Raw genomic sequence first — 18,660 nt, forward strand, 5'->3', positions numbered from 1 at the left:
CCGCCTCTCCTCACCGTCGCCGGGGCCTTCCGCCCCCTGACACCGACGACGCTACGGGCCCTTGCGGTCAGGTGCTGTCCGCAAGGGCCCGGAGTCTTCAGTGAAAGCGCGGCCGCGATGAAAGGGGCCGCGACCGGCGGCTAGAACGGGAAGCCGCTGCGGCCGTGCTGCACCGAGATCCACTTGACGGTGGTGAAGACCTCCAGGGTCGTATCGCCGTTGAGGCGGCCGACGCCGGAGTGCTTCTCGCCGCCGAAGGGCACGATCGGCTCGTCGTGGACCGTGCCGTCGTTCACGTGGAACATGCCGGTGTCGACCTGCTTGGCGAAGGAGACGCCCCGCTCGATGTCCCCGGTGTGGACGGCGCCGCTGAGGCCGTACGGGGTGTCGTTGACGATGCGCAGCGCCTCCTCCTCGCCGTCGAACGGGATGAGGAAGACGACCGGCCCGAACACCTCCTGCTGGAGCAGCGCGGAGTCGGCGGGGACGCCGGTGAGCACGCTGGGAGCCACCAGGTTGCCCTCCGTGGCGCCCCGCACCAGGGCCGTGGCGCCCTCGGCGAGCGCCTGCTCGACGGCGCCGGACAGGGCGTTCGCCTGCTGGCTGTTGATCACCGGGCCGATGACGGTCTGCGGGTCGCGCGGGTCGCCGACCTTCAGCGACTTCACCTTGGCGACGAACTTCTCGGTGAACTCCGCCGCGATCGCACGGTCCACCAGCACCCGGTTGGCGGCCATGCAGACCTGGCCCTGGTGCACGAACCGGCTGAAGACCGCCGCGTCCACCGCGTAGTCGACGTCGGCGTCGTCCAGGACCACCAGCGCGCTGTTGCCGCCCAGTTCGAGCACCGAGCGCTTGAAGTTCGCGGCGCAGACGGTGGCCACGTGCCGGCCGACCTTGTCCGAACCGGTGAAGGAGATGACCCTCGGCACCGGGTGCTCCAGGAACGCGTCGCCGATCTCGGCGATGTCGGTGACGACCACGTTGAGCAGGCCGCCGGGCAGCCCGGCGTCCTCGAAGATCTTCGCGATCAGGGTGCCGCCGGCGATCGGGGTGTTCTGGTGCGGCTTGAGGACCACGGCGTTGCCGAGCGCGAGCGCCGGGGCCACCGACTTGATCGACAGCAGGAACGGGAAGTTGAAGGGGCTGATCACGCCCACGACGCCCACCGGCACCCGGTAGACGCGGTTCTCCTTGCCGTCGGCCGGGGAGGGCAGGATCCTGCCCTCGGGCCGCAGCGCCAGGTTGACCGACTCGCGCAGGAACTCCTTGGCGAGGTGGAGTTCGAAACCGGCCTTCACGCGCGTGCCGCCCAGTTCCGCGATGATCAGGTCGGCTATCTCCTGCTCGCGGTCCTCTATGAGCCGCAGGGCCCGCTCGAAGACCGCGCGACGGGCGTAGGGGTTGGTCCCCGCCCACTTCTTCTGGGCGCGGGCGGCGGCCCGGTAGGCCTGGTCGACCTCGTCGACCGTGGCCACCGTGATCGAGGCCAGCTTCTCGTCGTCGTAGGGGTTGAAGTCGATGACGTCCCAGGACCCGGTGCCCGGTCGCCATTCACCGTCGATGTACTGCTGGGCCAGGTCGCTGAAGTAGGACGACATGTGATCCCTCAATCACTCGCGGAGCCAGATCCCGGTCACGGTCTGATCACACGTCATCGTACTTGTGTTTCAAGTGAGTTGAAGGAGACCTCGGAGAAGGTCCCGGCTCTCGGCGGGGCCGGGGCTGTCCTGCTGGAGCTCCTTGAGGGCCTGCTCGTACTGGGCCACGTCCTCGCGCTTGTCCAGGTACAGGGCGCTGGTCAGCTGCTCCATGTAGACGACGTCGGACAGGTCGGCGTCGGGGAAGCTGAGGATGGTGAAGGCGCCGCTCTCGCCGGAGTGCCCGCCGAAGCTGAACGGCATGATCTGCAGCCGTAGGTTGGGCCGCTCGGAGATGTCGATCAGGTGCTGCAGCTGGCCGCGCATCACGGCGCGGTCGCCGTAGGGGCGGCGCAGGGCGGCCTCGTCGAGCACGATGTGGAACTCGGGGGCGCTGTTCGCGAACAGGTGCTTCTGCCGCTCCAGGCGCAGGGCGACCCGGCGTTCCACGTCGGCCGGGCTCGCGCCCTTCATGCCGCGCCGGACCACCGCGCGGGCGTAGTCCTCGGTCTGGAGCAGGCCGTGCACGAACTGCACCTCGTAGACGCGGATGAGGGACGCGGCGCCCTCCAGGCCCACATAGGTGGGGAACCAACTGGGCAGGACATCCGTGTAACTGTGCCACCAGCCGGCCACGTTGGCCTCCCGGGCGAGGGACAGCAGCGACTCGCGCTCGCTCTCGTCGGTGACGCCGTACAGCGTCAGCAGGTCCTCGACGTCCCTGGTCTTGAAGCTCACCCGGCCCAGCTCCATCCGGCTGATCTTCGACTCGGAAGCGCGGATCGAGTAGCCCGCCGCCTCGCGCGTGATCCCGCGCGCTTCCCGCAGCCGCCTGAGTTGCGAGCCGAGCAGCATCCGCCGCACCACCGATCCGGGCTCTCCCGCACTCACCTTCGTCAGCCTCCCCAACCGTCTTCAGGGCCCGCAGTCTGCCACTAAAACACTTCGAGCTGTACTCGTCCGGTTACAGAAACGGAAAGACGGGGCCGTTTCCGCGCGCGTGCGGTCGGGAAAAGGTCAGGACCTGTGGCGGCGACCGCCGACAAGATGGCGGAAAAAATGACCAAGAAGCGGTACGAGCAGGGCGATTTCGGTCGCGTGCACGTGCATCTGCCCTTGCATCTGGTGTGCGCATCCGAAACCATGGTGCCGCGCCACCGCTGCATCGCAACGACCGCGAATTCCCGGGAGTGCCTCGCATGGGGACGAATGGATCGACCATGCTCAAGCCGTTACGGCAGGGCCTTCCGCCGCTGGATCCCGCGGCCGTGTCCAATGCCGCCTCCTGCGCCCTGCCCGCCCGTTACGAAGCGGTGCGCGAGGCCCGGAGATTCACCCGCTGCACTCTCGACCAGTGGGGCGTCGGCGACCGCTTCGACGACATATGCCTCGTCGTCTCCGAACTCGTCACCAACGCCCTGCGCCACGGACTCACCCCTGATGCGGCACGCCCCGAGCACGCCTCGTCCGTACGGCTGCACCTGATGCGCTGGACCGAGCGGCTGGTGTGCGCGGTGCGCGACCCGAGCCACGAGACGCCGGTGCCGCGCGACTCGGACGACTTCTCGGCCGAGTCCGGGCGCGGGCTCTTCCTGGTCGACTCCTTCGCCGACAGCTGGGGCTGGCACCCCATCGCGGGAACGCTGCACGGCAAGGTCGTCTGGGCGCTGTTCCGGCTGCAGCAGGCCGGCTGACGCGCTACGGCACCGACGCACGACCGGTGTCTACGCGCGTACACCCCGACATCGTTGCCAACGGCCTGAGCAGGGATGCGCCGTCGGGCGTCAGCTCGCTATCAGGTGGTCGAACTCGCCGTCCTTGACGCCGAGGAGCATGGCCTCGATCTCCGCGCGCGTGTAGACGAGCGCCGGGCCGTCGGGGAAACGCGAGTTGCGTACGGCGACGTCGCCGCCCGGAAGTCTCGCGAACTCCACGCAGGATCCCTGCGAGTTACTGTGCCGGCTCTTCTGCCAGGCCACTCCGTCCAGCTGCTCGGCAGCCATGCCGTTGTACACGTCGTACCCCCCGTACACGCCGTCAACGTCGCGGTCCACAGGTCGCTCCCCGCTGGTGCACTGGCTGGTGTGGCCATAGATGCTGTGGTCAACTGACCCGGATCATAACCCCGTTCACGTGCAGATGCATGAGCACATGCACGTGCACGGCGGGTGTTCCCACGGTTACAGGTTTGACGTCCGCTTTACCGGAGCCGCCCTGTGACCTGTGCCGTCGATCGCTCATCGCAGCCGAGGCGCCCGGTCCTGTCGTCGCGATGCAGGCGCGGGGTTTGACGGCAGGGCCTAGCCGAGCTGCTCCAGCGTCTGCCCCAGAGCGGGAAGGACATGCCCCCGCCACCCCCCGTCCATGATCTTCCGCGCCATCAGCTGAGCCGGATCGTCCGGATCGAAACCTTCGTGCACCAGGAAGAGACGCGTTCCGCGCCCTTCCTGTTCCAGGGTCCAGGTGATGGTCCAGTCCGCGGGGTTGGCCGGATCGGCGTCGCTCCAGCGGACGGACAGCATCCGCTCGATGTCGTAGGCCAGCACCCGCACCTCCACGACCCCGGAGAAGCGCGTGTTCGGACGCGGGACGGACGTCATCCGGTACCGGTGGCCGACCTGAAGCCGGAAGCCCGCGGCGCCGGGCATCTGCCACTGCGCGAGCAGCCGGGGGTCGGTCAGGGCGCGCCAGACCTTGGCGGGCGGGTGCGGGAAGAACTGGTCGACGCGGATGGTGGTCAGGTCGTCCGCGTCCTGCTCACTGCCGGGTTCGGTGCTCATGACTGGCTCACTGCCGGTTCGGTGCTCATGACCGGTCATCGTCGGGCAGCCGGTCGAGCAGCTCGCCGAGGTCCTTCAGCCGGTCGCGCCAGAACCGCTCGTACGGGTGGAGCCACTCCTGCACCTCGGCGAGGGGGGCCGCCCGGAGGCGGTAGATGCGCTGCCTGCCGGAGCGCTGCTCGGAGACCAGGCCGGCCTCCCTCAGCACCCTGAGGTGTTCCGACAGGCTCGGGCGGCGCATGTCGAAGTGGTCGGCCAGGGCCTGGACGGGCTGCGGCCCGCGCTCGCGCAGCAGCCGCAGCACCTCGCGGCGGGTGGCGTTGGCGAGCGCGGCGAAGACGCGGTCCTCGGCGGCGGTACCCGTCCCGTTCATGGAGCGGTCAGAAGCCTTCCTTCTCCGTCAGCAGCATCAGACCGTTGCCGTCGGGATCCGCGAAGGAGGCCATCCGCCCCCAGGGCAGGTCGTCCGGCCCCTGCACGGGGATCCCGGCCGCGGCGAGCCGCGCGCAGTCCGCGTCGACGTCGGTCGTCACCAACATGATCCCGCGCGCGGACCCGGGCTCGAAACCACCCATGCCGGGCCCGGAGAGCGTGAAGACGGTCTGCGCGCCCTCGGGCGCCACCTGGAGCCAGCGGCCCTGGGGCATGTCCCGGTCGGCGGTGACCTGGAATCCGAGGACGTCCCGGTAGAAGCGGAGGGCACTGTCCTGGTCCGAGACCGGGAGGGTGACGAATGAGGCGTGGGTGATGGTCATGAGTCGAGGATAGGTAGGGGATTTCCTACGCGTCAAATGTAGGGGGATTCCTACGTGTGGGGGATGACCTGCGGAGGTGGGTGCCTGGCAGGGCCGTCTCGGGGCGCTCTTGGCGGTCTGCGGTGGGGAGCAGGTGGACGGGGGGTGGCACGGCCGTCTGGGGGGCGCGATTTTGGTGGTCTGGGGGAGGAGCAGGTGGGCGGCTCGGTGCGGGGGTGGCTCGGCGGCCCGGTGGCTCGGCGGCCCGGTGGCGGGGTGACTCGGCGGCTCTGCGGCTCAGCAGCTCGGTGGCCCGGCAGCCGGGTGGCGGGGGATTCGGCGGCTCTGCGGCGGGGTGGCCCGGCGGCGGGCTGGCCCGACGGCCCGGAGGCCCGGTGGCGGGGTGGCTCGGTGGCGGGCTGGCCCGACAGCCCGGAGGCCCGGAGGCCCGGTGGCGGGGTGGCTCGGTGGCGGGCTGGCCCGACAGCCCGGAGGCCCGGAGGCCTGGCGGCTCGGCGGCTCTGCGGCTCGGCAGCTCGGTGGCCCGGAGGCCTGGCGGCTCGGCGGCTCTGCGGATGGCCGGATGGGGCGTCTGGCTGGGTGGCACGGGCTTGCGGCGGGCTTTACGGCGCTCTCAACTTATTCCTGTCCTGGGTCCGGAGGTCCTCCGGGTAACTGCTGGTAGCTTGCTGCGAGCCGTCCGGGCGAGGACGGCCGGCCGCTACAGCTTGGGAGCTTTCGGTGACTTCTGCGACTGCTGCGACTGGCACAACTGGCATGACCGATGGTTCAGGCGGGTCCGCCGGAACCGCTCGCTCAGCGAAGGCGCGGACCGCGGCGCTGGCCGTGGGCCTGGTGGGCGCGCTCGCCGCGCTGACCGCCTGCAGCGGAGGCGGGAGCGGCGGCGACAAGACCGCCGCCTCCACGACGCCGAGCGCGACCGCCACGGCCTCTGCCTCCTCGGGAGCGGGCTCCGGAACCGTGACCGGAGCCGCCGGCAAGCTGGAGGGCAGCTGGATCACCACCAGCGGCGGCAAGATCGTGGCGCTGGTGGTCACCGGGAAGAAGGCCGGGCTCTTCGTGACCGGCCGGAAGGCCTGGTGCCAGGGGTCCGCCGGCCGGCAGGCGGGGACGCAGACGATCCGTCTGACCTGCCCCGACGGCAACAAGGACCGGACCACCGGCACGGTCGACTCGGTCGACGCCAAGAGCATGACGGTGACCTGGTCGGGCACGGTCGGCAAGGAGACGTACACCAAGGCGGAAGGCGGCAAGCTGCCTTCGGCGCTGCCGACCAAGGCGAAGGGGTGACCCTGGGCGATGGCCGAGTGCGGTGGCCGCGTGTGGGCGTGAGCCGGTTGAACCGGTGTGAGCCGAGTGAGGCGTTCCACCTGATGCGGTGATTCCACCGGGGGTGGGCGAACGGGACCGCAGTGCAGACGCCATGATGCAGGGGCACCGTCACAACCTCGATGGGACCTGCCTCATGCGCGCCATTCCGCTCACCGTCACGGCCCTCGCCGCCGCCCTGCTGCTGACCGCCTGCAACGGCGGTGGGAGCAGGAGCGGCAACAAGAACAGTTCGGCCTGCGAGATCGGCGGGGTGTCCGTGCAGATCGGCTCGGCGAGCGTGGCGCCGAAGGCCGGCGACACGGGTGAGGTTCCGGTCAGCATCACCAACCAGAGCAAGCCGTGCACCCTGGACCACTTCGCGAACATCACCCTGAACGCAGGCGGCACCAAGGCGGACGTACCGGCGCTCAAAGGCGCGAAGGCCCAAACGCTGAAGCTCGCCAAGGGCGACTCGGCGTCCTTCACCATCTCGTATGTGCGCGGCGCGGCGGGCGACAAGAACGCCCTGGACGCCAAGACCGTGAAGATCACCCTGCCCGGCACCACCGCCTCCCGGAGCTTCCCCTGGTCGTACGGCCCCGTCGCCGCCCAGTCCGGCGGAAGCGGCCCGAACGCCTCCGTGACCGCCTTCCAGCAGGTCGGCGACTGAGTGTCACTCGGGCGTCGGGGCACGACTCGGGGTGCCGGCCCGGCACCGTCGCTCCGGGCTGAGGTGTCGTCCTGAGGTGCCGTCGCCTCGGCCCTGCGCCGGAGGCGGTCCCCGGCCGGAGACCGTCACTCCAGGCGGCGGTGGGCCCTGACCTGCGCGCGGTCCGCCGCTCGGGCGCCCTCCGTCCACCCGGCCGCGTCGCTCACCCCGCGCAGCCGGGTGGTGGTGGTCTCCGGGAACATGCGCTCCATCCGGTCCGTCACGGCTATCTGTCTGGTGGCGAGGACCGGCAGCAGGTCCTGGCTGACCTGCGTCTCGGCGGCGGCCGCGAGCCGGTCGCCGACGCGGTGGGCGTAGGCGGCCAGGAACGACTGCCGGAACGTCTTGGTCCGCTTCCGTCCGCCGGCTCTCTGGGCGGCCTCCGCCTTGGCCATCGCGTGCGTGGCCTGCACCAGCAGCGAGGTGTAGAGCAGTTCGACCGCCTCCAGGTCCGCCTCGAATCCGACGACCGTGGAGAAGCCGAGCGGTTCGTTCCACACCGCGCGGCAGTTGTTCGCGCCTGCCACGGCGTCGAGCAGGATCGCCTTGGCCTGTTCGTACGGCGGCTCGACGCCGATGCGGCAGGCGCCGGGTGCGTCCGGGACGGGCGCCTCGGCGGCGAGCAGCGCCTCGTCGACGCTGTGCCGCGCCATCAGCTCCTGCGCCTTCGCGCTGAGCGCCTCCGCCTCCTCCGGATACCCGGTCGCCTCGGCCTTGGCGAGCAGCGCGCGGATCCGGGCGAGCATGCGGGAGGCGGCGGGGCCGGAGGCGCGGCGGGGCTCCTCCTCCAGGGGCTCCAGGGCGGGCAGCCGCAGCAGCAGGCGGTACAGCTCCAGCGTGGTCGTGGCCTGCGAGAAGCGGTCCGGCTCGCGGGCGGGGCCCTCGGGCAGTTCCGCCAGCTGGGCGGCCCAGCGGCGCCCGCGCGGGCGGTCCTGCCCGGCCTGCGCGCGGATCAGCGCGGCGGCCAGGCCCACGTGCGCGTCCGTGAGCTCGCGCCCCACGAGTCGTACGACATCGGCGGGCTGCCAGCCGCGCCGCCAGGCCGTCGCCACGAACTCCTCGCCCCGCCGCGCGAGTTCGGCATCCGCGGCGGGGTCGGCGGCGAGCAGCGAGGCGCCCGTGTCGAGGCCGGTGTCGGTGTCGTCGTAGAGAGCGGCCCGAAACGCCCTCTCGACCGTGCTGGCAGTCCTGGTCACACCGTCGATCGTGCCATGCCCCACCGACAGCGCGCCGAGCGTTGCCCACAGGCTGTGGATGCAGGGCGCGGGACCCAGAAACGGACTCCGCTGGCACCCCGCATCGTGCACCGCGCGATGCCGCCGGCCACCGCTCCCAAGAAACCGACCCACGCGGGCGTCCCCCATGGGCCCCGGAGCGACGCCGCCGGCGAGGGCGGTCGCGCCGTCAGGACTGGGGCGTCGATGCGCCGGCCGCCAGCTGGAGGGCCCGGTCGAGGGCCGTGTCGGCGGGGCAGGGGACGTCGGGGTGGACGCCGGTGCCCTCCCAGTTGGTGCCGGTGACGGGGTTGATCGAGCGGCCGACCGGGACCGTGGCCTCCAGGTGCGGGTGGACCGCCCAGCCGTCGCGCGGATGCGCGCCGCCCCGCGTGGTCTCGCCCACGACCACGGCGCGCTCCAACTGCTGCAGGTCGTAGGCGAGTTCTTCGCCACCGGAGAAGGTGCGGCAGCTGGTGAGGACGTACACCGGTTTGACCCCGCCGAAGCGGGCGCCCGGCACGTGGGGAAGGGTCCAGAACTGCTCGTAGCGCTCACCCGCGCGCCAGTACTGGGTGTTGAGATGGGTCCGCTCCTCCAGGAGGTAGCTGCACGCGAACGCCACCGTGTCCGGATCGCCGCCGACCGTGCCCCTGAGGTCGAGGATCAGCGTGGACGCGCGCGTGGCCAGCGTGAACGCCGCCGACAGCGGCTCGGCCGACCAGTCCAACGGGAACAGCAGCGGGCCGAGTTCGAGGACAGCGGCCCCGCCGTCCAGGAGCTGCACGCGTGGCACTCCGCCCAGGGAGGCCGCGAACGAGCGGCGGAGTTCGGCGAGGTCGACCGGCCCCTCGCCCTCCCGCAGCGGTTCGGGATGGAATTTCAGGCGCAGATGCCGATCGCCGTTCTCCGACTGCAGGTCGGCCGTGACGCGGGCGCCGAGTTCGGCCGGGTCGTCGGTGTCGTACACCCCCTTCGCCAGCCGGGCACGCAGCCGGGCCGCGAGCCGGTCCGCCACATCGGGGAAGACGTAGTGGTCGACGAGGAGTTGGGCGGTCTCCTCGATGACGGCGGGCACATCGGTGACGGGGGCGGGCGGTGCTGTCGGTGTGGTCATGAGCGAGGAGTAGAGCACCGGGCTTGCCAAAGCGTCAAGGAAATTAGACGCTTTACGCCATGACCGGACCTGAGCCGCCCGAGGACGGCGCCGACGGCGTGCTGGACATCTCCACGCCCGAGCAGTTCGCCGCGCTCGCCCACCCGCTGCGCCAGCGCCTGCTCTTCGCGCTGACCCACGAGGCCGCCACGATCAGCCAGTTGGCGGTGCGCCTCGGCGTGGCCAAGGGCAGCGTGGCGCACCATCTGAAGACGCTGCACGCGGCGGGGCTCGTGCGCATCACGCGGACCCGCAAGGTCCGGGGCGGCACCGAGCAGTACTACCGGCGGACCACGCGCCGGCTGCGGATCGCCGAGCCGAGCGCGGCCGACAGGGCGGCCCTGTTGAACGCCGTCGCCCAGGAGGTCGAGCGCTCCCCCGACGACCATCTGCTCAGCCTGCGCCACCTGCGCCTGAGCCCGGAACGGGCGCGGCGGCTGCGCGAGACGCTGGCCGAGCTGGTGGACGAGGCGGAGGAGGACGGCGCGGACCAGCCGGTGCACGGCGTGCTGGTGGTGATGTACGAGCAGGAGCGGGAACGGCCCTGAGCCGGCAATGGGCCCCGTGCGTCCGTACGGCGTCCCGCATCCCCAGCGATACCCCGCGCCGCCAAGGCAACCCGCCCCCCGTCGCGTCTCAGCCCCTGGAAATCCGCCACGCGCGCGTGGGCGTGCGCGGAGCATGGCGGCATGGTGGACACGTCTCTCTACGCGGCGTTCCTGATCGCCGCTTTCGCGCTCTGCGTCACTCCCGGACCCGACATGATGTTCATCGTGGCGGTGGGCGGCCGGGGCGGCCCCCTGACCGGGGTGGCGGCCGCCGTCGGGGTCGCCTGCGCGATGCTCGTGCACGCGGTCGCCGCCGCGCTCGGCCTCTCGGCGCTGTTCCTGGCCCTGCCGGCGCTCTACGAAGCGCTGCACTGGGCGGGCGCGGCCTATCTGCTCTTCCTCGCCGTCAAGGCGTTCCGGGGCGACGGCGGCCCCGTCGCGGAGGCGGCGGCACCGCGGCACGGGCGCCGACGCGCGTTCTGGCGGGGCGCCGTCACCAACCTCCTCAACCCGAAGGTGATCCTCTTCAACGTCTCCTTCCTGCCGCAGTTCGTGAACCCCTCCCTCGGTCACGTGCGCGAGCAGTTCCTCGTCCTGGGCTTCACGATCACGGCGATGGGCGTCCTGGTGGACGGCTCGGTCGGAATGCTCTCCGGAAAGCTCGCCTCACTGCTGCGCCGCAGCCGGCGGGTGGCCCGGGGTCTGGACTACTTCAGCGGGACGGTGTTCGCCGGGCTCGCGGTGCGCCTTGCGGCGACCCCGAAGTGACCCGCAGACCGGCAAGGCAAGTGACACCGCCGTAGGAAATTCGGACTGTCAACCATCGGTTGACAGCCCCCTAGAGGCAACCTACGGTTGACACATGGCGACCAACCCGAACATCACGGCATCCGTACGCCTCGACGACCTCATCGAGGCCATCAAGAAGGCCCACAACGAACCTCTCGAGCAGCTCCAGGACGCGGTGATCGCCGCCGATCACCTCGGTGACGTGGCCGACCACCTGATCGGCCACTTCGTGGACCAGGCACGGCGCTCTGGCGCGTCCTGGACGGAGATCGGCCGGAGCATGGGGGTCACCCGGCAGGCGGCGCAGAAGCGGTTCGTGGCCAAGGAGTCCGCCGACCTCGGCCCCGAGGACTTCAGCCGGTACACCCCGCGCGCGCGGAACGTGGTCATCGCCGCGCACAACGAGGCGGTGGCGGCCCGCAACACCGAGGGCCGGCCCGAGCACCTGGTCCTCGGACTGCTCGCCGAACCGGACGGCCTGGCCGCGAAGGCGATCACCGCGCAGGGCGTGCTCCTGGACTCCGTACGGCAGGCCGCGACCGCCGCTCTCCCGCCGGCCGCGGACAAGGCCCCGGACCTCGTCCCCTACGGCCCCGACGCCAAGAAGGCCCTGGAACTCACCTTCCGCGAGGCCCTGCGGCTCGGCCACAACTACATCGGTACCGAGCACATCCTGCTGGCGCTCCTGGAGCAGGAGAACGGCGAGGGCGTCCTCAGCGGCCTCGGCATCACCAAGGCCGCGACCGAGGAGCACATCGCCACGATGCTGTCGCTGCTGCTGGAGCAGACGAAGGCGGCAGCGGGGAAGGAGGCCGGGCCGACCCCGTCCGAGGAATGAGACAGAGGACTGAAACCGCAGGTCAAGGCGATTGTCAGACCCGGCTGCCACACTCGCAGTCATGACGGACCGGTGGGCGCTCGCACCGGCCGAGGACGGAGGCGTGGAGATCGCCCCCCTCGGCCCGGACGGGCTGCCCGCCGGGCCGGTGCGGCGGGAGAGCGATCTCGCCGGGGCGGTGCGGAGCCGCCCGGAGGTGACCCGCTGGGTGTGGCGGTCCACCCCCGAGGTCTACCCGCGTCTGCTCGCCACGGGGGTGCGAGTGGAGCGGTGCTACGACATCGAGGACGCCGAGACACTCCTGCTGGGCCACGAGGGCCGGTACGGCGAGCCGCGCTCGGCCGCCGCCGCTCTGGCCCGCCTCCGGGGCGGCCCCGTGCCGCCCGACCCGCCCCAGCGCCCGGCCGAACCGGGCGCCCAGTCCCCGCTGTTCGAGCCCACCGGCGCCCGCCTGCCGCTGACCGACCTCCTCGCGGTCTACGCCGAGCAGCTCAGGCGGCACCAGCGGGCCGCCCACCCCGACCGGATGCGGCTGCTGACGGCCGCCGAGTCCGCCGGGATGCTGGTGGCCGCCGAGATGAACCACGCGGGCGTGCCGTGGAGCGCCGAGGTCCACCGCCGCCTGCTGCACGAGCTGCTCGGCGAGCGGTACGCGGGCGGCGGCGAGCCGCGCCGACTCGCCGAGCTGGCCGACGAGATCTCCGCCGCGTTCGGCCGCCGGGTGCGCCCGGACCTGCCCGCCGATGTGATCAAGGCCTTCGCCCAGGCCGGGATCAAGGTGCGCTCGACGCGCCGCTGGGAGATCCGGTCCGTCGACCACCCGGCCGTGGAACCCCTGCTGGAGTACAAGAAGCTGTACCGCATCTGGGTGGCGCACGGCTGGTCCTGGCTGCAGGACTGGGTGCGCGACGGCCGCTTCCGCCCCGAGTTCCTCGCGGGCGGCACGGTCACCGGACGCTGGGTGACCCACGGCGGAGGGGGCCTGCAGATCCCCAAGGTGATCCGCCGGGCCGTGGTCGCCGACCCGGGCTGGCGGCTGGTGGTGGCCGACGCCGACCAGATGGAGCCGCGCGTGCTCGCCGCGATCTCCCGCGACCCCGGCCTGATGGAGGTCGCCGGCCGGGACGGCGACCTCTACCAGTCCGTCTCCGACCGCGCCTTCTCCGGCGACCGCAACCAGGCCAAGCTCGCCGTGCTCGGCGCGATCTACGGCCAGACCTCGGGGGACGGCCTGAAGAACCTCGCCGCGCTGCGCCGCCGCTTCCCCAAGGCCGTCGCGTACGTCGACGAGGCGGCCCGCGCGGGCGAGGAGGGCCGGCTGGTGCGCACGTGGCTGGGGCGCACCTGCCCGCCCGCCGCCGGCGCGGGCGAGGACGCCGCGGAGGAGGCGGGCATCCCCGTCGGCGACGACGACACCGAGGCGCAGGGCGACGGCCAGGCGCCCTGGGTGCCCGGCTACGCCTCCACCAACTCCCGGGCGCGCGGCCGCTTCGCGCGGAACTTCGTCGTCCAGGGCAGCGCCGCCGACTGGGCCCTGCTGATGCTCGCCGGGCTGCGCCGGGCCTGCACGGACCTCAAGGCCGAACTGGTCTTCTTCCAGCACGACGAGGTGATCGTGCACTGCCCCGCCGAGGAGGCCGACACGGTCGTCGAGGCCATCCGGTCCTCCGCCGGCCTCGCCGGGCGACTGACCTTCGGCGACACACCGGTGCGCTTTCCGTTCACGACGGCGGTGGTGGAGTGCTATGCCGACGCCAAGTGAGAGCCGTACGGGCGCAAGGGGCTGCGGCGAAGCACTCCAGTCACGGGGATCACCACGGTCACTCCGGCCACTCCGGCCACTCCGGTCACTCCGCGAGAAGGTCCCGCAGCTCCGCCACGATGGCCTGCTCGTCGGTGCCGTCCAGTGCCGCGAGCGCGGCGCGCCAGGCGTCGTACGCCTCGGTCAGCCGGCCCCGCGCGCTCAGCAGCAGCCCGTGCTGGTGCCGGGCCAGACCGCCCATGTAGCGGTCGGCGCGGGCGTCGGCCCGGCGCAGCAGCTCGGCGCACTCGCGGCCCGCACGCTCGGTCTGCTTGAGCTGCCGCAGCGCGCGGACCAGGCCGAGCCGGGTCTGGGACTCGCCGTGCCAGTCGCCGTGGCCGCCGAGGATGCGCAGGCTCTCCTCGAAGTGCCGGGCGGCGGCGGCCGGTTCGCCGAGGGTGAGATGGGCGTAGCCGATGTTGCAGTGCGCCGAGTGCTGCACGATGACGGCGCCGATCTCGTTCCCGATCGCCAGGGAGAGCCGGTGCTGCTCGATCGCGGCGCGCGGATCGGTGTGCTCGTAGAGGTTGCCGAGGTGGCTGTGGGTGACGGCCTCTCCGTACGGGTCGTTCAACTGCCGCGAGTAGGCGAGGCTCTGCCGCAGTGCCTCCTCGGACTCCGCGTACCGCCCGAGCCCCTCCAGCAGCAGCCCCCGGTTGTTCAGGGAGCGCCGGATCCTGGAGAGGATGCCGAGCTGCCGCCAGATCTCCAGGGACCGGTCGGTGAGGGCGAGGGCGTCCTTCTGCCGGCCGGTGAGGAAGTGCAGGGCCGCCAGGTCGCCCAGCGCGTAGGCCTCGGCCGCCGCGTCCCCGAGCCGCCGCGCCGCCCCGAGCGCGGCCCGCCCCAGCACCTCCATCTCGGCCACCCGGCCGGCGCGCTGGGCGTAGGGGAAGAGCAGCCGGGCGAGCGTCGAAAGATGGGCGGCCCGCACCCGGTCCGCCGTACCCGCGTTCCGGGACACCAGGGCGACGACGTTCTCCAGCTCGACCTCGCCCCAGCCATGGGCTTGCTCGGCCGACTCGAAGCGGGCCAGTCCGGCCACGTCGGCCGCGTGCTCCGGCGGCTGCGCACAGGTCGGCCGACGCCGGTCGTCCAGATCGATCCCGGGCTCGACGACAGCCTCCAACACCCGCTCGGCGACGGCTGCGTACCAGCGCAGAGCGGTGAGATCGGGCGCGGATGCGGGACCGTAATCGGGAGCGCCACGGTGGTCGGGCGCGGGACCGTGATCCGGAGCGGGACCGTGCTCCGGAGCGGAGACTGCGGGCTGGCCGGGTGTGGCAGCGGAACCGGGCACGGTGGGGCGAGTGGACGCAGCCCCGGCGGCAGGGGCGGCAGGCAAGGACACGGCGATGGAGGCAGGCGTGGCAGCGTGAACGGCTCGGCCGACGTGATCCGAACACGAGCCGGGGCACGACTCGGCGCCGGGCGCGGCTCCGGACTCCGTGCCGGGTAGCGCACCCGTCCTCGCGCCGACCGGCGCGCCGGACCCGGTGCCGAGCGATGCCCCCGACTCCCCCCAGCTCTTCCCCTCCCCCTCCCCCGCGTCCGCCAGTTCGCGGGCGAAGTCGCGGACCAGGTCGTGGGGGGCGTAGCGGCCGTAGGTGGTCTCCTCCAGGAGGGCGACGTCGACCAGGCGGTCCAGGGCGGCTTCGGCGCGGCGTTCGTCGGTGCCGGTGAGGCGGGCGATCAGGGGGGCGCCGTAGGTCGGCAGGTCCAGCGCGCCGATGCGGCGCAGGGCGAGGGCCGCGTCCCGGTCCGCCTCGCGTGCCGCGGCGGCGAGCGCGTCATGGGCGACGGCCAGGGAACGCCGGACGCTCAGGTCGTCGTACTCGAGGTGGCGCAGGCGTCCGCCGGTCTCGGCGAGTTGGCCCGCCAGCACGTCCGGGGTGAGGGCGCGGCGGGCGGCGAGCCTGGCGGCCACGACGCGCAGCGCCAGCGGCAGCCGGCCGGTCAGCTCGACCAGCGCGTGACCGGCGTCCAGCCCCTCGCGTCCGCTCACCGCGCGCAGCAGTGCCGCGCTGTCCTCGCCGGTCAGCGGGCCGAGCGGGAAGCGCCGGGCGCCGTCGAGGGCGGTCAGCGGCGAGCGGCTGGTGACGATCACCGCGCAGCCGGATCCGGCCGGCAGCAGGGGCCGTACCTGGGCCGCGGTCGCCGCGTCGTCCAGTACCAGCAGCACACGGGCGGGGGCGAGCAGCGAGCGGAGCAACGCGGCCGCCGCGTCTGGGTGTTCGGGGATGCTGCGCGGCTCGACGCCGAGGTCCCGGAGCAGCGCGGCGAGCGCCTGGACGCAGGTCAGCGGGGTCATGCCCGGCGTGGCGCCGTGCAGGTTGACGTACAACTGCCCATCGGTGAAACGTTCCCGCAGCTCATGCGCGACGTGCAGCGCCAGTGCGCTCTTGCCGACGCCCGCCATGCCGCTGATCACGGCGACGGCGGGAGCCGGGGCGGCCGGCTCGGTCAGCGCGTGCCGCAGTGCCTGGCGTACGTCGACGCGCCCGGTGAAGTGCGCGGGCGGGGGCGGGAGTTGGGCGGGTCGCGGAGTCTGCCGGGCGTCTGGCGTGACGCCGTTCCCCCCCCCGGCCGGGGCTTCCGCCGGCCCCTCCGCCTCGCCCAAGTCTCCGGTCGCGCCGTCCTGTTGCCGGACAGCGCCCGCCTGCCGAGCGTCGCGTTCCTCCTCTGCCCGCTGACCGCCCTCGTCGCCGCCCCGCAGCACCTCGACATGCGCCTCGCGGACCGCGGGGCCGGGTTCGACGCCCAGTTCCTCGATCAGGCGGGCGCGCAGATCGCGGTGGACGGCGAGGGCCTCGGCCTGACGGCCGGTGCGGTGCAGGGCGAGCATGAGCTGACGGTGGTAGGCCTCGCGCAGCGGGTACTCGGCGACCAGCGCCGCGAGCTCCGGCACGATACCGGCCAACCGCGCGCCGCCGAGGGCGAGTTCGGCGTCGTAGCGCCATTCCAGCAGCAGCCGGCGCGCCTCCTGGAGGCGCTGCACCAGGGCATAACCGCCGAGGTCGGCCGGCAGCCCGCTGAGCGGGGTGCCGCGCCAGAGCGCGAGTGCGGCCGCACAGGCCCGTACGACACCGGGCCAGTCCCCGCCGGCGTGGGCGGCACGCGCCTCGGCGACCCGGGCGTCGAAGACGTGCACGTCCAACTCGCCCTGGTCGACGCGCAGGAGGTACCCCGGTGGTACGGCCCTGAGCCGGTCGGGGTCGTCCAGGAGGCGGCGCAGCCGGGTGACGTGGTTGTGCAGGGACGCCTGCGCGGACACGGGCGGCGCCCCGCCCCACAGGGCGTCCTTCAGCGACTCCACCGACACCACCCGGCCCGGTTCCAGCAGCAACGCGGCGAGCAGGGTGCGCACCTTGGGACTGCCGATGGCACGGACGCCGTTGTCGAGGGTGTCGTCGGGGGCTTGGGGAAGGGGGTCGAGGGCGGCGGAAGCGGGCTTGCCGGTACGGGTGTCGGCGGCGGCCGGCTCGCCGGAAAGGGCGTCGGGGCTGTTGCACGAGATCCCGAACGGCGGTCGGTCGTACAGGACGGGTGGCCCCAGCAGCCCGAACCGCAGCTCGTACCGCCGCATCTCGCGCTCCACTGCCTTCCCGCCGACTGCCTTCCCGCGCGGCCGGGGCCGACCGCGCTCCGCGACGAGCCCGCGCCCGCCTGTCTCTGACGCAATTCCGCCCTGCCCAGGGCGGTTTCCCGCCACCGTCTGCCGGCCGGACGGGGCCGGGACCAGCCTGCCCGAGGGCCCGTTCCGGCAGACCGCTGGCGAATTCCGGCCAAGGGGTCCGTCAGCCTACGGCAAACCGTTGGCCACATGTTAGCGATCCGTTGGCGCGTCCTGATCAGATCGTTTCCATCGGATCTGGATCTACGGCGCGCGCGTATGACGCGTAACTCGGGGGAGTGTCGCCGCAGGCCGGGTCCGGGGACGCAAGGGGCCCCGGTCGGCGGAGGTGAACGCCTGGGGCCCCGCGTCCCGTTCCCTTCTCCCGCTGGGCTTCATCCACCGACAAGCCCCTCTCGCAAGCCCTTCTCGGCCCGGCAGGCGTCCCCGCCTCAGATCACCGGCGGGCGCCCCAGCCTGGTCAGCCGCCACACGGTTCGCCAGCGCATGGGGCGGCGTTCGCCCGCCGGTTCCCGGAGTCCTTCCACGAACCCGCCGAACCAGGCCTTCAGCCCGGCCGCCGACCGCGTGCGGGCGAGCGTGAGCAGCGTCCACACCCCGAGGTGCACGGGGACGAGCGGCCACGGCAGCCGGCGCCTGGCGAGCCAGACGCGGTTGCGGGCGTTGACGCGGTAGTAGATGGCGTGCCGGGCCGGTGAGGTCTTGGGGTGCTGGAGGAGCAGCTCGGGTGCGTAGAGGATCTTCCAGCCGGCGTCGGCTGCGCGCCAGGCGAGGTCCGTCTCCTCGTGCGCGAAGAAGAACTCGGCGGGCCAGTCCCCGGTCTCGGCCAGCATCGCCATGCTCAGGGCGTGCCCGCCGCCGAGGAAGCCGGTGACGTAACCGCCGCGCAGGGGGTCGGAGTTGCCGACGCGGGGCACGTGCCGCTGCTGGGTCTCACCGCGCTCGTCGGCGATGCGGAAGCCGACGACGCCGAGGCGGGGGTCGGCGGTGTACAGGTCCCGTACCCGGCGCAGCACATCGGCGTCGACGAGCAGGCCGTCGTCGTCCAGTTCCACGACGACGTCCACGTCGCCGTACTCGCGCAGCCGGGCGAGCGCGACGTTACGGCCGCCCGGGCAGCCGAGGTTCTCCTCGACGTCGATGGTGGTGACCTCGCCGGGCAGGGAGAGCCGGCGGGCGAACTCGGGCAGCCGGCAGCCGTTGCCGACGATCACGATGCGGGCGGGGGCGAGGTCCTGCTTGGCCACGGACTCCAGCAGGGCGTCGACCTCGGCGGGCCGATTCCCCATGGTCACCACGGCGACGGCGATCCTCGGCTCCACCACGTCCCTCACCCCATCCGGCCCGACGGCGGCACCGCGCCCTGACCGCGCGGCGCCCGCCGTTCACCAAGATGTTGCCTCACCTACGGCCGTTGCTCGGGAGCCGATCCACTTTGCATCCTTTTTGCGGTGCTTTGCCATGACTAGACGATCTCCCGTCGAGCCG

At 72.5% G+C, this 18,660-nt stretch carries 17 protein-coding genes; 7 read left to right on the forward strand and 10 right to left on the reverse strand.

Annotated elements, in window-relative coordinates:
• Positions 1–140 precede the first annotated feature (140 nt).
• Complete coding sequence (locus tag AB0950_RS27950; protein WP_360153964.1) at positions 141–1,601, reverse strand: aldehyde dehydrogenase family protein; 1,461 nt, start codon at positions 1,599–1,601, stop codon at positions 141–143.
• Positions 1,602–1,670: 69 nt separating this feature from the next.
• Positions 1,671–2,495 carry a helix-turn-helix transcriptional regulator gene (locus AB0950_RS27955; protein WP_360154538.1) on the reverse strand — a complete coding sequence of 275 codons (825 nt, stop codon included), beginning with the start codon at positions 2,493–2,495 and terminating at the stop codon, positions 1,671–1,673.
• Positions 2,496–2,839: 344 nt separating this feature from the next.
• Between AB0950_RS27955 and AB0950_RS27960 the strand changes: the two genes are divergently transcribed.
• Positions 2,840–3,334 carry an ATP-binding protein gene (locus tag AB0950_RS27960; RefSeq protein ID WP_360575063.1) on the forward strand — a complete coding sequence of 165 codons (495 nt, stop codon included), beginning with the start codon at positions 2,840–2,842 and terminating at the stop codon, positions 3,332–3,334.
• A gap of 90 nt (positions 3,335–3,424) precedes the next feature.
• On the opposite strand, the gene AB0950_RS27965 is transcribed toward AB0950_RS27960, so the two are convergent.
• From AB0950_RS27965 to AB0950_RS27980, 4 genes are all read right to left on the reverse strand, one after another.
• Positions 3,425–3,694, reverse strand: coding sequence for a DUF397 domain-containing protein (locus AB0950_RS27965; RefSeq protein ID WP_360153970.1), 270 nt, complete (start codon positions 3,692–3,694; stop codon positions 3,425–3,427).
• Between the two features lie 246 nt (positions 3,695–3,940).
• Positions 3,941–4,420 (reverse strand): SRPBCC domain-containing protein, encoded by a 480-nt coding sequence (locus AB0950_RS27970; RefSeq protein WP_360153973.1) that lies wholly within the window; start codon positions 4,418–4,420, stop codon positions 3,941–3,943.
• Between the two features lie 25 nt (positions 4,421–4,445).
• Positions 4,446–4,793: a metalloregulator ArsR/SmtB family transcription factor gene (locus tag AB0950_RS27975; protein WP_360153976.1), complete on the reverse strand. Its 348-nt coding sequence runs from the start codon at positions 4,791–4,793 to the stop codon at positions 4,446–4,448.
• A gap of 7 nt (positions 4,794–4,800) precedes the next feature.
• On the reverse strand, positions 4,801–5,175 hold the full coding sequence (locus AB0950_RS27980) for a VOC family protein (protein WP_361990012.1): 375 nt from the start codon (positions 5,173–5,175) through the stop codon (positions 4,801–4,803).
• 756 nt (positions 5,176–5,931) lie between these two features.
• On the opposite strand from AB0950_RS27980, the gene AB0950_RS27985 reads away from it, so the two are divergent.
• Positions 5,932–6,465 carry a hypothetical protein gene (locus AB0950_RS27985; RefSeq protein ID WP_360153982.1) on the forward strand — a complete coding sequence of 178 codons (534 nt, stop codon included), beginning with the start codon at positions 5,932–5,934 and terminating at the stop codon, positions 6,463–6,465.
• Positions 6,466–6,640: 175 nt separating this feature from the next.
• Positions 6,641–7,156, forward strand: a complete 516-nt coding sequence (locus tag AB0950_RS27990) for a DUF4232 domain-containing protein (protein ID WP_360153985.1) — start codon at positions 6,641–6,643, stop codon at positions 7,154–7,156.
• Positions 7,157–7,281: 125 nt separating this feature from the next.
• Here AB0950_RS27990 and AB0950_RS27995 read toward each other — a convergent pair whose 3' ends face one another.
• Together AB0950_RS27995 and AB0950_RS28000 are read right to left on the reverse strand one after the other, a co-directional pair.
• Positions 7,282–8,391, reverse strand: coding sequence for a DUF2786 domain-containing protein (locus AB0950_RS27995; protein ID WP_366779656.1), 1,110 nt, complete (start codon positions 8,389–8,391; stop codon positions 7,282–7,284).
• Between the two features lie 208 nt (positions 8,392–8,599).
• A complete protein-coding gene (locus AB0950_RS28000) occupies positions 8,600–9,526 on the reverse strand; it encodes a S41 family peptidase (protein WP_360575066.1) in 927 nt (308 codons plus the stop codon).
• Between the two features lie 59 nt (positions 9,527–9,585).
• On the opposite strand from AB0950_RS28000, the gene AB0950_RS28005 reads away from it, so the two are divergent.
• From AB0950_RS28005 to AB0950_RS28020, 4 genes are all read left to right on the forward strand, one after another.
• A complete protein-coding gene (locus tag AB0950_RS28005) occupies positions 9,586–10,113 on the forward strand; it encodes a helix-turn-helix domain-containing protein (RefSeq protein WP_366779657.1) in 528 nt (175 codons plus the stop codon).
• Between the two features lie 141 nt (positions 10,114–10,254).
• Positions 10,255–10,881, forward strand: a complete 627-nt coding sequence (locus AB0950_RS28010; RefSeq protein ID WP_360575067.1) for a LysE family translocator — start codon at positions 10,255–10,257, stop codon at positions 10,879–10,881.
• 94 nt (positions 10,882–10,975) lie between these two features.
• The gene (locus AB0950_RS28015) at positions 10,976–11,740 is read left to right on the forward strand and encodes a Clp protease N-terminal domain-containing protein (protein ID WP_366779658.1); all 765 of its coding nucleotides are present in this window, start codon (positions 10,976–10,978) and stop codon (positions 11,738–11,740) included.
• Positions 11,741–11,801: 61 nt separating this feature from the next.
• Entirely contained in the window at positions 11,802–13,502 is a 1,701-nt protein-coding gene (locus AB0950_RS28020; RefSeq protein WP_360575069.1) for a bifunctional 3'-5' exonuclease/DNA polymerase, read from the forward strand.
• Positions 13,503–13,587: 85 nt separating this feature from the next.
• Here AB0950_RS28020 and AB0950_RS28025 read toward each other — a convergent pair whose 3' ends face one another.
• Positions 13,588–17,124 carry a BTAD domain-containing putative transcriptional regulator gene (locus AB0950_RS28025; protein WP_366779659.1) on the reverse strand — a complete coding sequence of 1,179 codons (3,537 nt, stop codon included), beginning with the start codon at positions 17,122–17,124 and terminating at the stop codon, positions 13,588–13,590.
• Positions 17,125–17,603: 479 nt separating this feature from the next.
• Complete coding sequence (locus AB0950_RS28030) at positions 17,604–18,497, reverse strand: glycosyltransferase (protein ID WP_366779660.1); 894 nt, start codon at positions 18,495–18,497, stop codon at positions 17,604–17,606.
• Positions 18,498–18,660: the final 163 nt, after the last annotated feature.

The sequence above is a fragment of the Streptomyces sp. NPDC007189 genome, assembly GCF_040703635.1.
GTDB lineage: Bacteria > Actinomycetota > Actinomycetes > Streptomycetales > Streptomycetaceae > Streptomyces.

Coding starts and splice junctions, on each gene's coding strand:
- AB0950_RS28015 (WP_366779658.1), top strand. CDS start 10,976: ATGGCGACCAACCCGAACATCACGGCATCCGTACGCCTCGACGACCTC.
- AB0950_RS27950 (WP_360153964.1), bottom strand. CDS start 1,601: ATGTCGTCCTACTTCAGCGACCTGGCCCAGCAGTACATCGACGGTGAA.
- AB0950_RS28010 (WP_360575067.1), top strand. CDS start 10,255: ATGGTGGACACGTCTCTCTACGCGGCGTTCCTGATCGCCGCTTTCGCG.
- AB0950_RS27970 (WP_360153973.1), bottom strand. CDS start 4,420: ATGAGCACCGAACCCGGCAGTGAGCAGGACGCGGACGACCTGACCACC.
- AB0950_RS27990 (WP_360153985.1), top strand. CDS start 6,641: ATGCGCGCCATTCCGCTCACCGTCACGGCCCTCGCCGCCGCCCTGCTG.
- AB0950_RS27975 (WP_360153976.1), bottom strand. CDS start 4,793: ATGAACGGGACGGGTACCGCCGCCGAGGACCGCGTCTTCGCCGCGCTC.
- AB0950_RS27960 (WP_360575063.1), top strand. CDS start 2,840: ATGGGGACGAATGGATCGACCATGCTCAAGCCGTTACGGCAGGGCCTT.
- AB0950_RS27955 (WP_360154538.1), bottom strand. CDS start 2,495: ATGCTGCTCGGCTCGCAACTCAGGCGGCTGCGGGAAGCGCGCGGGATC.
- AB0950_RS27985 (WP_360153982.1), top strand. CDS start 5,932: ATGACCGATGGTTCAGGCGGGTCCGCCGGAACCGCTCGCTCAGCGAAG.
- AB0950_RS28020 (WP_360575069.1), top strand. CDS start 11,802: ATGACGGACCGGTGGGCGCTCGCACCGGCCGAGGACGGAGGCGTGGAG.
- AB0950_RS28025 (WP_366779659.1), bottom strand. CDS start 17,124: ATGCGGCGGTACGAGCTGCGGTTCGGGCTGCTGGGGCCACCCGTCCTG.
- AB0950_RS28005 (WP_366779657.1), top strand. CDS start 9,586: ATGACCGGACCTGAGCCGCCCGAGGACGGCGCCGACGGCGTGCTGGAC.
- AB0950_RS28000 (WP_360575066.1), bottom strand. CDS start 9,526: ATGACCACACCGACAGCACCGCCCGCCCCCGTCACCGATGTGCCCGCC.
- AB0950_RS27980 (WP_361990012.1), bottom strand. CDS start 5,175: ATGACCATCACCCACGCCTCATTCGTCACCCTCCCGGTCTCGGACCAG.